Raw genomic sequence first — 12,813 nt, 5'->3', positions numbered from 1 at the left:
CCAGAAAGGCCTTAGCGCCTGGGTAGGTTGCCGGATTAAAACGGAACCTCACCAGTGCTGACTGATGGAAGACGAAAAGGGATTACGGAAAATCATGGAGTTTATGCGCCTGTTTGCCATCGTGCTGCTGGGCCTGAACATCTACTACTACTGCTTTGGCTACTTCAGGGTCATGGGGTGGGCACCGGCCGTGGTGGAACGGCTCTTGGATAGCTTCACCCGTAACACCTTTTTGTTTAAGGCCAGTTGGGTGAGTAAGACCCTGGCCGTGGTGTTCCTGCTGCTGAGCTGCCTGGGCACCCGGGGCCGCAAGGATGAAAAGGTAAAGGGGATTTCCGTGGCCGGCTACGCCGTCATTGGCCTCGCCTTGCTGTACGGGGCCGACCTGCTGCGCAGCCTTTCTATGCCCGCCGGGCTGGCCACGGCCTTATACGCGGGGCTTCTGTCCGCGGGCTTTCTGCTGCTGCTCAGTGCCGGCGCCTGGCTGAGCCGGCTCTTCAATAACGATTTGATGAAGGACATCTTCAACAAAGACAACGAGAGCTTTCCGCAGGAGGAGCGGCTGATGGAAAACGAGTTCTCGGTGAACCTGCGCACCAGCTACCTGCTGCGGGGCAAGCAGCACCACGGCTGGCTGAACGTGGTCAACCCGTTTCGGGCCACCATGGTGCTGGGCACGCCGGGCTCGGGCAAGAGCTTTGCCATCATCAACGAGTTTATCCGCCAGCACCTGGCCAAGGGGTTCTGCATGTACATCTACGACTACAAGTTTGACGACCTCAGCCGCATCTGCTACAACACGCTGCTGCGCCACCAGGACAAGTTTGACCGGCCGGTGGGCTTTTACGTCATCAACTTCGACAACCCCGCAAAAGCCACCGCTGCAACCCCCTGCTACCCGAGCTCATGTCCGACATCGTGGACGCCTACGAAAGCGCCTCAACCATCATGCTCAACCTCAACAAGAGCTGGATTCAGAAGCAGGGGGACTTTTTCGTGGAGTCGCCCATCAACTTCGTGGCCGCCATCATCTGGTTTCTAAAGCTGTTTGAGAAGGGCAAGTACTGCACCTTTCCCCACGTCATCGAGTTTCTGAGCCGCGACTACGAGGAGATTTTTCCAGTGCTCGCCTCGTACCCCGAAATCGAAAACTTGGTCAAGCCCTTCGTGTCGGCCTTCCAGAAAGACGCCATTGAGCAGCTGGAAGGGCAGATAGCCAGTGCCCGCATCCCGCTGGGCCGCCTGGCGTCGCCGCAACTCTACTGGGTGATGTCGGGCAACGACTTCACGCTCGACATCAACAGCAACGAGGAGCCCAAGGTGTTGTGCGTGGGCAACAACCCCGAGCGCCAGGCTATCTACGGGGCCGCGCTGGGCCTCTACAACGCCCGGCTGGTGAAGCTGGTGAATCAGAAGGGCAAGCGTAAATCGTCCATAATCATTGACGAGCTGCCCACCATCTATTTCAAGGGGCTGGACAACCTCATTGCCACGGCTCGCAGCAACAAGGTGAGCACTTGCCTGGGCTTCCAGGACTTCTCGCAGGCTCGAGCGCGACTATGGCCAGAAGGAAGCCGAGGTTATCAAGAATACCGTGGGCAACGTGTTCAGCGGCCAGGTAGCGGGCAACAGCGGCAAGTGGCTGAGTGAGCGGTTTGGCAAAATCCTGCAGCAGCGCCAGAGTCTGAGCATCAACATGCGCGAAACCAGCACCAGCCTCTCCACCCAGATGGACAGCATGATTCCTGCGAGCACCATTGCCAACCTCACCCAGGGCAACTTCGTGGGGGCCGTGGCCGACAACTTCGGGGAGGAAATCGGCCAGAAGGTGTTTCACGCCCGCATTCAGGTGGACGTGAAAACGGTCGCCGCGGAGGCCCAGGCCTATTTGCCCATCCCGGACATTACCAGCTTCATCAACCCGGCCACCGGAGAGGACGAGGCCGAGGAAATGATTAAGGCCAACTTCAACCGCATCAAGACGGACGTGAAAGAGTTGTGCGAGCGTGAGCTCCTCCGCATCAGGCAGGACCCCAACCTGCGGCACCTCATCAAGGAAAAGGTGGAGAAATAAGAGGGATAGGGTGCGTACCTAGGCTCAATGGACAGCCCGTTCGTGTGGCCTGCGCGTTTCTCACCACTCGATTTCAACCGTTCGTCAACTTTCTGCCAATCGGGTTGGGGACCCGGATAGGTTTGCAGCGTCGAATTCCGCTTCGGCCTCACCCCTAACCCCTCCTTTCCATGGCAGAGCTAGATGAAAACCCGACCCCGGCGCCGCTGTACCTGAGCCAGCTGCCCACCGCCAACGGCAACATTGCCGGCGATTGGCTCCAGCCCCAGCAGGCGCACCACAGCCTTTTTCAGTTCCAGCTGAACCCGGCAAATCCCAAGCAAGCGGCGCTACTGCCGGCTCCCGGCGCCGATGGGCCCCTGATGAGCTCCTACAACGACACGCTGGGCAGCGTGTACCAGTTGGGCAAAATTCCCGGGCAGGCTGACCAGTACGTGCGACTGGAACGACCCACGCTGCTGGAGAAGATTGGTGACAACTGGAAGGTGGTGCAGCAGGGGCGCGTCGGCTTTAGCCCCAACGCTCAGGAGCCGCTTAGGTCCGTATTTGGGGAGCCAGCCCCGGCCCCCGTGCCGGAGGTTGACTCGAGGCAGCAGATTACTGAGCCGATAGCTGCTCGCTCCGAGCAAACTACCGCACCTGCACAAGAAAGCCACACGAGTGAAGTACCCGAACCGGGGAGCCCCACCAAAGTGGAAGAAACGCCGCAGCCGGTCAAGCCGGAACCAACGGCGCCGGTAGGGGAGGGGCAAGGGCCCCAGCCAGAAGCTGAGCTGCCGCCCGCAGTTATTGCTGCACCAGCGCACATAGGGGAGCTGCAGATTCAGTGGCGGCAGAAAGGCGACGAGGTGGCCCCGCTGTTGGAAATGCGGGCCTACCTCGACCAGCTTAGGGAGGCGGGGGTGGCCGTGGGTGCCCTGACAATGGAACGTGACCCGGGCGGCAAGCTCAGGGGCCGGTTTGCTGTCAGCTACGACCCCGCTTCCAACAAGCTGGGCCAGCTGGAAGCCACGCTGCAGGGCTTTAAGCAAGTGGGCAACGGCATAGTCGTGGTGGAGAAGCCCGAACAGGCATCTAATCGCCGGCAGGAAGCCGGCTATGACGAGGGGTACGAGCCCGCGCGCAGCCGCCAGGTGAAGGACGCCTTCGGCGTGAAGCAGTGGGACGCCCTGAGCGCCCAGCTGTCGGCTGTGCCCAAGCACGCGCTCACCGCGCCCGAGCAGGTGCAGCAGCACGCCGCCGGCCAGCGCGTGGCGCTGGTCGCTCAGCAGCAGGGCAAGACCACGGAGCAGGTAATCCGGGAAGCCAAAAGCCTGTTCGACATCGACACCAGCGGTAATCCTGCATCGGCGTTCCTGAAAAACTTCTATGCCCATCTGAACGGCGGCCCGAAGACGCGGCAGAGCCTGGAAGTCGACTATGAGAAAACCCGCCAGGAGCTGCAGGCCCGTTTAACCCGGCAGGCGGGGCCGGGGGCACTCCCTGCCTTGGAGCAGCCCGGTGGTGCGCCAGCGCCCGAGCCGAGCGAGGCTACACCCGCGCTGGATGGATTGGGTGCGCAAGCAAGGGTTGCACCTAGAGCAAATCCTTCCCTGTTGTTTGAGGCCCGGGAAACGCCGCTTAAGGTTCTCAGTTCCCTCGGGCTAAAGTTCGAGGAACTGGCCGCCAGCGGCCAATTAAGCAAGCTGCTGCGTGGTGAGAAAACCGACCTGCTGCCGATGGCAGTGGCGGGGCGCGAGGGTAGGGAGCCCGTGCGCTTCGAGGGCAAGATGGTGCTGCACCGCGAAGCCGACGGCTCAGCTACGCTAAAGCTGGAACTGCCCCAGCAGAAGCTGGTCATTCCCAACGAGATTGGCGGGCAGGTATTCACCCCCGAGCAGCGCGAGAAGCTGGAAAAAGAGGGCAACGCGGGCCTCGTTCGGGGACTTCGTGATGAGCAGGGCCGGGAATATAACGGCTACGTAGCCGTGGACCAGACCATGAACAAAGTCGTGGTGCTGCCGGAAAACAAAGTCACCCTGCATGACACCGTGGCCGGCGTTCCACTCAGTCCGGAGCAAAGCAAGGACCTGCGCGAGGGCAAGGTGGTGGCGCTAGCCAACATGGCCAGCGGCACCGGCGGCCCGAAGTTCGACGGCACCGTGCAGGTGAATGCCGCCAAGGCCTGCCTGGAAGTAAAGCCCGCCGCCCACGAACTCCAGCAGCGGCAGGCCCCGCACCAGAAGCAGGCAGCAAAGGCTACCCGGGCAGTCACGACGGCTGCGCCGGCCGTGGAAGCTCCCCAGGTCAAAACCCGTGGGCCCCGGCTCTAAGGACCACATCACCCCTAAACATCTTCTTTTCTGCAGGCCCGGCCCGGACGCTCAGCGCCGGGCCTTGGCTTTGCTATGCCCCCTTCCCAAGCGACTGATATGGAACACGAGCTGACCTTTCAGAATATCAAGGAGCAGGTTGAATTGCCTGAGCTGCTGCATTATTATGGCTATACCCTCAAAAAGGGGAGAACTTAGGCAAAGGCAAATGGCACGTCTTTGAGGGCGATGACACCCTCGTCGTCTTCAAGGGCCGGGGCGGCGACTGGATGTATTTCAACAGCCAGGACGACCGAGACAAGGGCAGCGTCATCGACTGGATGAAGTGCCGCTTGAACTCAGGACGCATCAGTGGCATCGCCCAGCCGCCGGACCGCACCGTGTGGCAGGCGGTAAACGACCACTTTCGCACCTACCTCAACCTGCCCGAAGCTGAGCGGCCCCGGCTGGACCTGCCACCCATTGCGGAAACCGCGCCGGGTGAGAAGTTCCACAGCATCTACACCAAAAACTGCCGGCCCCTGGAAAACACGGCTTATCTGGAAAGCCGGGGTATTACCAAAAGCACGTTGGCCCGGCCGCAATTCGCCGGCCGTATCCTCAACCAGTTCCATACCGTCCAGCGCCCGGGCCTGCCCGCCAAAACCTTTGTCAACACGGCGTTTCCGGCTTATCACGAAGGGCGCGTGGTGGGCCTGGAGCTCAAAGGGGAGGGGTTCAAGGGCCAGGCGCCCGAAAGTCAGTTTTCCCGCTCGCTCTGGCTCAGCAAGCTCCCGGAGGACGGCCCGGCAACGCACCTGCTGGTCAGCGAGTCGGCGCTCGATGCGCTTTCCTATGCGCAGCTGCATCCCAATGACAAGGCCCTATATGCATCTACGGCGGGCACGCTCACCCAGAATAAGATTTTCGAGTTGAAGCGCCTGCTCACCGAAGCCAGTATTCCCACCATTCGGGCGGCTTTTGACAACGACACCCAGGGGCATCATTTCGACACGCGGCTGCTGGCCGGTTTTGCCGGGGCGGAGAACCCCATGAAAGTTGTGCGGGAGCACGAGCAGCTGCTCACAGTGGAAGTAACCACCAGCAACGTAGCCAGCGCTCAGGCTTTAAGCGACAAACTCAAAATCTACAACGCGGCAGCGACGGTGCACTACTACCAGGAGAGCGGGGCCAAGGAGGCCCGGACGATAAGTCCAACGCTGCGGGACGAACTGATTCATTCCGTTAAGTCGGCGCAGAACACCTTCCAGTTTCACGTGCCTATGAACCGTGACGCTTTGGGCGCCTTTAATCAGGCGGCAAGCCGGTGTCTGGCCTTCACGCACAAAATTGAGATAGTCAAAAGTCAAGGCAAGGATTGGAATCAAGATGTCAAGAAAGACCAGCTGCAGCAGGTAATGCAGCGGGAACTGGGGGCAGTGGATGAGCACCAGTATGGCTTTGGGCAACTGCATTGGGACAACCCCCGCTTCGAGGGGGATGGAAAAATGCCGCCTCTCAGGAGTACTGAACCACGAAACCAACGATTGCCGCGGTAATACTTCAGGAGGTAACACTGTAGCAGCTATGCTGGCCAGGATGCTGAAGAGGCAGTCTCCGTATGCTGTTTTAATTTTAGTGTTTGCTTAAATACGAAAGTAGTATCTTTGGCGAAACGATAATTATGACTGCTTCCTCTTGCATCCGGGTGTTTGCCGACGCGGCGCATATTAAACACAGCAAGCAGCGTTTGGCCTCGGCCGCGCCGGGCATCGAAGCCGTAGCAGCCGTGCTGGCGCTGGCGGGCAACGAAGTGCGCCTGAAGATGCTGTTTTTGCTGCTTGACCAGCAGCAGCTCTGCGTGTGCGACCTGGCCGACGTGCTGCAGATGAACGTCTCGGCCATTTCCCAGCACCTGCGCAAGCTTAAGGACGGCGGTGTGGTGCAGGCGCGCAAAGTCGGGCAGACCGTGTTCTATACTCTAACGCCCGCTTTGCGGCCCCTTGTGCAGCCGCTGCTGGCTTCTGCTTCCACTGCTCTCACTACCGCCGCCGTATGAACCAGCCCGCTTCCACTCCCTCCAAGTCCCTGGCCGGCACTGGCCTGCTGGCGGCCCTTGCGGCCTCGCTGTGCTGCCTCACCCCGCTGCTGGCCATTGTTGGCGGGCTGGGCGGCGTGGCCTCCACCTTCTCGTGGCTGGAGCCGCTGCGTCCCTACCTGATAGCGCTGACGGTGGGCGTGCTCGGCTTTGCCTGGTACCACAAACTGCGGCCCGTACCCGTGGCCGCTGATGACTGTGGCTGCCCCGTGCCGGCTAAGCCCTCCCTGATGCAGTCGCGCGGCTTTCTGGCCAGCGTGACGGTGCTGGCCGCGCTGCTGCTCGCTTTCCCCTATTACAGTTCCCGGTTCTACCCAGCAGCGGCGCCCAAACTGGTGGCGGCCACCAGCACCGTCCCGGTGTGGCAAACTAGCTCCTATCGCATCGGGGGCATGACGTGCGAGGCCTGCGCCCGCCACGTGGAGCATGATGTACAGCAGCTGCCGGGCGTGCAGAGCGTGCAGGTGTCCTACGACCAGGGCACCGCCCAGGTACGCTTTGACCCGGCTGTGACGCCTGCTGCCCAGGTCGAGAAAGCCATTAATGGCACCGGCTACCCGGTGCTGAATCCCACCCCTTCCCGCTAATCGTCCCGGCTATGATTCCCTTGACGCCCACTACTCCTACGCCATCCGTCACGCTGACTTCGGTGCTCACCTGCCCCGCCTGTCACAACGCGCAGGCCGAGCAGATGCCCACCGATGCCTGCCAGTGGTTTTACGAGTGCACCCGCTGCCACACCCTGCTCAAGCCCTTGGCCGGCGACTGCTGCGTATTCTGCTCGTACGGCACGGTGCCCTGCCCGCCCATTCAGGAGCAGGGCAAAGGCGCCTGCGGCTGCTGCTAATTCCCCGCGCCGGTTCGTTACGCCCTTTGCCGGTTAATTAAAACACATGAATGGACTTGTGGGCCACTTAGGCTTGGCTCTGCTGACGTTTGCCGTCACCAACGTCGATGACTTGCTTTTGCTGAGTTTGTTGTTCAGCAACCCACGCTATCCAGTTCGGTCGGTCGTTGTCGGCCAGTGTCTGGGTGTGGCTTTTCTGGTGGGGGTCAGCCTGTTTGGTCTGGTGCTCGGTAAACTCGCCCAGCCGCAGTGGGTGGGTTGACTGGGGCTGGTACCCATTTTTATCGGTTTGCGCGGGGCCTGGCGTCTAAGGGACCCTTCGGCCGCGGAGGCGTCTCCGCAGCCGGTGAGCGCCGGCTCCACCGTGCTGCAGGTGGCGGCGATAACGATTGCCAACGGGGCCGATAATGTCAGCGTGTACGTCCCCTTGTTTGCAACGCTGCCGGCGATGGTCGTTGGCTTGTACTGCGGGGTGTTCGCCGCGATGGTGGGCGTGTGGTGCCTGGTGAGCTATTACCTGGTGCAGCACCCGGGGCTTTCGCGGGTGCTGACTCGTTACGGCCACCTCATCCTACCCTACTTTCTCATGGCCCTGGGCTGCTGGATACTTTTTGAGACCAAAGCCTACAAGCTGGTGCTGCCCTAACTGCCCGAAACCAGAAGCTCACTGCCTTATTATATACTTTCCAAACCAAAGCAAACGGAAAAGAGCCAACCCGGGGCAGGTTGGCTCTTTTAGTGTTACGAATTCCAGGGGATTATGCAGCCAGGGCGGCGCGGCAGGCCTCCTCGCAGCGGCGGCAGGCGTCAGCGCACTCCTGACAATGCTGCATGTGGCCGTGCTTGGCGCACGCATCCCCACAGGCTTTGCAAACTTCGGCGCACTCCCGCAACAGGTGCTGGCCGTGGACGGAGCCCCGGGCTACCAAGCGGGCGGTGAGGGCGCAGATGTCGGCACAGTCGCGGTCGAGGCTGATGCAGGATACCATCATTTTCACGTCCTGCTCCTGCAGGCAGGCGGTGGCGCACCACTCGCAGGCGGCGATGCAGGCATTAAGGGCGTCGAGCAGACTCTGATGCTGGTTGTTCATGGGTTAAAAGATTAAGTTAATGAAAGGAGGAATTGAAAAGTGCTTGGTCCGGGGCGTTATTTCTTGACTAGGTCCATGCCGCACTTGGGACACTTGCCGGGCTCGTTGGCAATGACTTCGGGGTGCATGGTGCAGGTATAGGTTTCGGTCGCGATGCCCGGGCCGGGGTTGCCGCCGGGGGTGGCAGTGCTATCCGTTGTGGCACTGGTACCGGCCGCCGTGCTGGTTTCCGCCGTGCCCTTGTTATCGGAGCAGGACGAGAGGGTGGTGGACAGGCTGGTGAGCACCAGGCCGAGGAAAAGAAGCTTTTTCATGAATGTTGGGGAGGGTAATGGAACAAAGTGCTGAACCGCAGCACCACAACGGATTAAAAATGGCGTTTCGGCAGCTTACATGGCCATGCCGTTCATGCTGTCGGTAGCGCCCTGGCGCAGGGAATATTCGCTTTGTAGCAAATAGGCCCCGGACACGACGACCTTGGCCCCGGGCGGCAGACCTGCCGTAACGGGCACGCTGCTGGCAGAGCCTTCGCCCGTGCTGACCCGCACCCGGCGGTACTGCCGCTCACCGGTTTGCGTCCAGAGGTAACTGTTCTCGCCGTCGCGGACAAGGGCCTCCACGGGCACGCGCAACGTGGTTTGAGCGGTAGGGGATGCCGTTGGAGCATCAAGCAACACGTTCGCCTGAGCCCCGGGTAGCAGGCGGCCTCCGGGGTTAGCGAGCTGGATGCGGGCCAGGGTAATCTGACTGCCGCCACTAAGTTCGGGGCTCAGAAAGATGACTTTGCCTTGATGGGAGCCGGACCCCCGGCCACCTGCACCGTGACGTTTTTGCCAATCGGAAGCTTGTCCACGTCCTGCGGATAGAGTTGCGCTTCGACCCACACGGTGGCCAGGTTGGTGAGCGTCACCAGGGGGCTGCCTTCGGTCACGTATTGGCCTTGTACCACGTCCAGCGTCTGCACGGTGCCGGTGGTTGGGCTGTAGTACGTGACCACCGGGTTGGGCCGGCCCCGGGCGGCCAACTGCCGGAGCTGTCCGGAAGTCAGACCAAGGAGGCGGAGCTTCTGGCTCGTGGCCTCAGCAAATTGCCGGTAGGCGCCGCCCTGCTCGCGGCTTTGGGCCAGGGCCAGCAGGTACTCCTGTTGCAGGGACTGCAGCTGCTCGCTGTACACGGAAAACAGGGGCGCGCCTCGGTTTATCAGCTGCCCGGTCTGGCGCACATATAAATGCTCAATGCGCCCTGCTACCCGGCTGCTCACGCTTTCCGTTTGGAGGGCATCGGCGGTGATGGTGCCGGTGAGCACGGTAGGTGCGGACAGTTCCGACGGGCTGGTTCCGATAACCTGCGTGTGAATGTTGCCCAGCGTGACCTGCTGCGCGGTCAGCGTCAGGTCCGCGCCGCTGGTCGCCTCACTTCCCGCCGGAGTCGGATGCCCGGCCTGTTTCACCAGGTCCATGCCGCATATGGGGCAGAGGCCCGGTTTGGATTGATGTACCTGTGGGTGCATCGGGCAGGTGTATACGGCGGGGCTGGCGGCAGGCTTTTTACCACGGGCACCGTTTTCACGGCTATCAAATTCATGCCGCAGATGGGACAGGTGCCGGGGGCGTCCTCGTGAATCTGAGGATGCATGGAGCAGGTGTAGTACACTTTCTCCCCCACCGCCCCTTGGTTAGCGGGCTTGGTTTTCTGACAGGCCGCGCTGCTCAGTGCCACCAGTAGCACCAGCAGCCAACGGCCGGCCAAACGCGAAAAGGGTCGTGGGCTAGTCATGGGATGGGGAAGGTGGAATGGAGGTGGTTTGCAGAAAGCTTTCGCTGTCCACCAGGTACTGGCCGTTGGCAGCCACGTCCTCGGTGCCGCGCAGGCCCTGCCGGATTTGGACCTGCGAGGCGGTGCGCTGGCCTACCTGCACCGTGACCGGCACAAACGTGGGACCACGCCTTACAAAGGCTACCTGCCGGGTACCGAGGTCCACCACGGCCGCACGAGGCAGCCACCAGCCGCTGGCGGCCGCGCTCGTCAGTCGGGCGGTGAGGCGGGTGCCGCGCCGCAGCAGCCCCTTGGGGTTAGGCAGGGAGACGCGCACGGCCGGCGTGCTGGCCCCGGCCCGGTACGTGGGCTCCACCAGCTCCACGCGGGCGGTCAGGGGATGGGTGGGGTCACCGTCCACGAGCACCTGCAGCGTCTGACCGGGACGCAGGCGCCGCATCACCAGGCCCGGGCTGGAACAGCCCCCAGACCTGCGCGGTATTCATCACCTGAAACAAGGTCTGCCCGGCACTCACATAACTGCCTTCCTGTAGCGTGAGCGCCGGGGCTGGGGCGGCAGTTGGGGCCGTTTCAGCGGCTGGTTGAGCTCCTGAGTTCATGGCCGATGCGCCGCCCATGCCACCCGCCGGGGCACTGGCTTCGGCCATGCCGGATGGGGACGGCGGTGCTGGTGCCGCCGCGGCCAGCGTGTTTTCCACCACGTAGCCATCGTAGGGGCTGAACACGGCGACCCGGTAGTCGGGGCGTCGGGTGCGGGTCAGGGCGCGCAACTGGCTTTCGCTCAAGCCCAGCAGGCGCAGCTTTTGCCGGGCTCCGTTGACCAGGACCGCATTGTCGGCATCGTTCTCCAATAAGAAGATGTACTCCTGCTCGGCCGTCACCAGGCTCGGGGCTGTAGAGCTCTAGCAGCGTCTGGCCCTTGCGCACGGGCTGGTAGTTGAAGCGCACCAGCAGCCGCTCGATGCGCCCACCCACGCGGGCGGCCACGGCCCGGCTCCGGCGTGGGTCGTAGTCGACCACGCCGGGCAGGGTGAGCGTGTCGGCCTCCGCGCTTGAGGTGGGGTGCACGGTGGCGATACCCGACACCACGGAGGCGTTGGGCGCGGTAACCAGATGGCTCAGGGTTGAGCCCGCCATGTCCCCAGACGCCGTAGTCGGGGCTCCGCTGGCTTTAGGCACCAGGTCCATGCCGCAGATGGGGCACTTGCCGGGCGCGTCGCGCACGATTTGCGGGTGCATCGGGCAGGTGTAGAGCTGCGCGGCCGGCGTGGCTACGGGTTGCCCGGGCGCCCCGGCGGTGGGACCGTGGGACTTGTCCTTGCAGCTGGCCAGCAGGGTGAGTAGCAGAAGGCCTTGCGCCACCTGCCGCAGCTTATTGCTCCAGTTCCTGGTCATAGCGCACGTGTAAGTTCATGAGTTCAAGCTGCGTGTCGAGATACTGCAGGCGGGTTTGCAGCCAGGTTTCGAGGGCTTCGACCACGGCCGGCAGTTGGGCGGTATTCTGCTGGTAGGCCAGCAGGGTGACCTGGTAGTTCTTGCGCAGGGCGGGCAGGATGCCCTTTTCGTAGTTCTCCACCTGCTGGCGCTTGGTGCGTAAGTCCGACTGCAGGGTGGTGATGCGGCCGGCGGCTTCGGTGAGCAGACTGGCCCGCTGCTGCTGCACGGCCTGCGCCTCGTAGCCGAGCGCAGCGGTGTTGGCCTTGTACTCGCGGGCCGCCCACGGGGCTATGGGGATGGAAACCATGCCCATCACGGTGAACTGATTGGGCGTAACGCCAATGCCGTTCATGTGGTCGTAGCGCACTCCGAAGTCGGGCCGGCGGCGGTTGGCTTCCACGTTCTGGTTGAGGCGCAGTACGGCCAGCGAGCGGTCGAGGCTGCGCACGTCGCTGCGCCGGTGGGCCAGCGCGGCCGTGTCCGGGTAGGGTCCGGCAAAGGAAGTGGGCAGCAGCGTATCCACGGCAAACTCGCCTTCCGGGTCGCGGGCCATGAGCGTGTTCAGGGCAATGGTGTTCTGCCGCAGCTGTCCGTAGAGCTGGGTGTGGTCGTTGCCGTGCATGGCCACCCGCGCCTGGGCCTGGTAGATGCTGCCCAGCGTGCTCTGGTTGTAGGGGTAACGGGCCTTTGCCACCTTGAGCAGAAAGGCCAGCAGCTCCTCGCTCTCGTCGAGCACCTTCAGCTTCTTCTCCAGAACCACCCGGCCGTAGTAGAGGCTGCGGGCCTGGGCCCGCAGCTGGTTGAACATTGTCGTTTGGTCGGCCTGGTCCACGGCCGACTGACCCGCCAGGTACTCCCGCTTGGCGCGTTGTTTGGCCGGGTTGGGAATCATCTGCTCGACGGACACCATCTGCATGCCCTCGCCCTGGCCGTTGTTCATCTCCTTGATGGGTCGCTGGTTGTAGGGCGTCATCCAGTAGCCGGCGCTCACCTTGGGGGCTTCCCAGCTGCTGGCGCCCGCCACGGCGGCCTGCTTGGCCTGGGCGCGGTAGCCGTACTGGCGCAGGGCCGGGTTGCGGCGCTCCACGGCCCTGAGCACCGAGTCCAGCGGCAGTACCTGTTGCGCCCGCAACGGCCGCCCCGGCCACGTGAGCAGGGCGAGGAGCCAGAAAAGGTTGAATGCTTTCTTCATGACTTTC

General features: G+C 62.6%; 17 protein-coding genes and 1 pseudogene. 9 read left to right on the top strand and 9 right to left on the bottom strand.

Going from position 1 to position 12,813, the window contains the following annotated elements; all coding sequences use genetic code 11:
* Positions 1-64 precede the first annotated feature (64 nt).
* From ACFQT0_RS31795 to ACFQT0_RS27600, 9 genes are all read left to right on the top strand, one after another.
* The gene (locus ACFQT0_RS31795; protein ID WP_449272098.1) at positions 65-1,042 is read left to right on the top strand and encodes a YWFCY domain-containing protein; all 978 of its coding nucleotides are present in this window, start codon (positions 65-67) and stop codon (positions 1,040-1,042) included.
* A gap of 552 nt (positions 1,043-1,594) precedes the next feature.
* On the top strand, positions 1,595-2,074 hold the full coding sequence (locus tag ACFQT0_RS31790) for a hypothetical protein (RefSeq protein ID WP_449272097.1): 480 nt from the start codon (positions 1,595-1,597) through the stop codon (positions 2,072-2,074).
* 170 nt (positions 2,075-2,244) lie between these two features.
* Positions 2,245-4,386: a DUF3945 domain-containing protein gene (locus ACFQT0_RS27630; RefSeq protein ID WP_380206280.1), complete on the top strand. Its 2,142-nt coding sequence runs from the start codon at positions 2,245-2,247 to the stop codon at positions 4,384-4,386.
* Between the two features lie 269 nt (positions 4,387-4,655).
* On the top strand, positions 4,656-5,924 hold the full coding sequence (locus ACFQT0_RS27625) for a toprim domain-containing protein (protein WP_380206408.1): 1,269 nt from the start codon (positions 4,656-4,658) through the stop codon (positions 5,922-5,924).
* Between the two features lie 125 nt (positions 5,925-6,049).
* Positions 6,050-6,424 (top strand): ArsR/SmtB family transcription factor, encoded by a 375-nt coding sequence (locus ACFQT0_RS27620; protein WP_380206407.1) that lies wholly within the window; start codon positions 6,050-6,052, stop codon positions 6,422-6,424.
* Positions 6,421-7,050: a mercuric transport protein MerTP gene (gene merTP, locus ACFQT0_RS27615; RefSeq protein ID WP_380206278.1), complete on the top strand. Its 630-nt coding sequence runs from the start codon at positions 6,421-6,423 to the stop codon at positions 7,048-7,050. Before ACFQT0_RS27620 ends, merTP begins: the two co-directional genes overlap by 4 nt.
* Before the next feature lie 11 nt (positions 7,051-7,061).
* Positions 7,062-7,310 carry a GDCCVxC domain-containing (seleno)protein gene (locus tag ACFQT0_RS27610; RefSeq protein WP_380206277.1) on the top strand — a complete coding sequence of 83 codons (249 nt, stop codon included), beginning with the start codon at positions 7,062-7,064 and terminating at the stop codon, positions 7,308-7,310.
* A 73-nt stretch (positions 7,311-7,383) separates the two neighbouring features.
* Positions 7,384-7,572, top strand: a complete 189-nt coding sequence (locus ACFQT0_RS27605; RefSeq protein ID WP_380206276.1) for a hypothetical protein — start codon at positions 7,384-7,386, stop codon at positions 7,570-7,572.
* On the top strand, positions 7,573-7,956 hold the full coding sequence (locus ACFQT0_RS27600) for a cadmium resistance transporter (RefSeq protein ID WP_380206429.1): 384 nt from the start codon (positions 7,573-7,575) through the stop codon (positions 7,954-7,956).
* A 112-nt stretch (positions 7,957-8,068) separates the two neighbouring features.
* Here the strand turns inward: ACFQT0_RS27600 and ACFQT0_RS27595 are convergent, their stop codons facing one another.
* The 9 genes and pseudogenes from ACFQT0_RS27595 to ACFQT0_RS27555 all read right to left on the bottom strand — a co-directional run bounded on the left by ACFQT0_RS27595 (position 8,069) and on the right by ACFQT0_RS27555 (position 12,806).
* Entirely contained in the window at positions 8,069-8,401 is a 333-nt protein-coding gene (locus ACFQT0_RS27595) for a four-helix bundle copper-binding protein (protein ID WP_380206275.1), read from the bottom strand.
* 56 nt (positions 8,402-8,457) lie between these two features.
* On the bottom strand, positions 8,458-8,715 hold the full coding sequence (locus tag ACFQT0_RS27590) for a heavy metal-binding domain-containing protein (RefSeq protein ID WP_380206274.1): 258 nt from the start codon (positions 8,713-8,715) through the stop codon (positions 8,458-8,460).
* Positions 8,716-8,790: 75 nt separating this feature from the next.
* Complete coding sequence (locus tag ACFQT0_RS27585) at positions 8,791-9,021, bottom strand: hypothetical protein (protein ID WP_380206273.1); 231 nt, start codon at positions 9,019-9,021, stop codon at positions 8,791-8,793.
* 149 nt (positions 9,022-9,170) lie between these two features.
* The gene (locus ACFQT0_RS27580) at positions 9,171-9,911 is read right to left on the bottom strand and encodes an efflux RND transporter periplasmic adaptor subunit (RefSeq protein WP_380206272.1); all 741 of its coding nucleotides are present in this window, start codon (positions 9,909-9,911) and stop codon (positions 9,171-9,173) included.
* The gene (locus tag ACFQT0_RS27575; protein WP_380206271.1) at positions 9,848-10,129 is read right to left on the bottom strand and encodes a heavy metal-binding domain-containing protein; all 282 of its coding nucleotides are present in this window, start codon (positions 10,127-10,129) and stop codon (positions 9,848-9,850) included. The genes ACFQT0_RS27580 and ACFQT0_RS27575 overlap by 64 nt, the downstream gene beginning before the upstream one ends.
* Before the next feature lie 40 nt (positions 10,130-10,169).
* On the bottom strand, positions 10,170-10,616 hold the full coding sequence (locus ACFQT0_RS27570; protein ID WP_380206405.1) for an efflux RND transporter periplasmic adaptor subunit: 447 nt from the start codon (positions 10,614-10,616) through the stop codon (positions 10,170-10,172).
* The gene (locus ACFQT0_RS27565) at positions 10,567-11,058 is read right to left on the bottom strand and encodes an efflux RND transporter periplasmic adaptor subunit (RefSeq protein ID WP_380206404.1); all 492 of its coding nucleotides are present in this window, start codon (positions 11,056-11,058) and stop codon (positions 10,567-10,569) included. Before ACFQT0_RS27565 ends, ACFQT0_RS27570 begins: the two co-directional genes overlap by 50 nt.
* A gap of 25 nt (positions 11,059-11,083) precedes the next feature.
* Positions 11,084-11,416: pseudogene (locus ACFQT0_RS27560) on the bottom strand (heavy metal-binding domain-containing protein); the annotation flags it as partial.
* A gap of 133 nt (positions 11,417-11,549) precedes the next feature.
* Positions 11,550-12,806, bottom strand: a complete 1,257-nt coding sequence (locus ACFQT0_RS27555; RefSeq protein ID WP_380206403.1) for a TolC family protein — start codon at positions 12,804-12,806, stop codon at positions 11,550-11,552.
* Between the last annotated feature and the right edge of the window lie 7 nt (positions 12,807-12,813).

It is taken from the genome of Hymenobacter humi (assembly GCF_042665855.1).
GTDB lineage: Bacteria > Bacteroidota > Bacteroidia > Cytophagales > Hymenobacteraceae > Hymenobacter > Hymenobacter humi.
The sequence above is the reverse complement of the archived record's forward strand: the minus strand, read 5'-3'. Positions and strand labels throughout refer to the sequence as shown.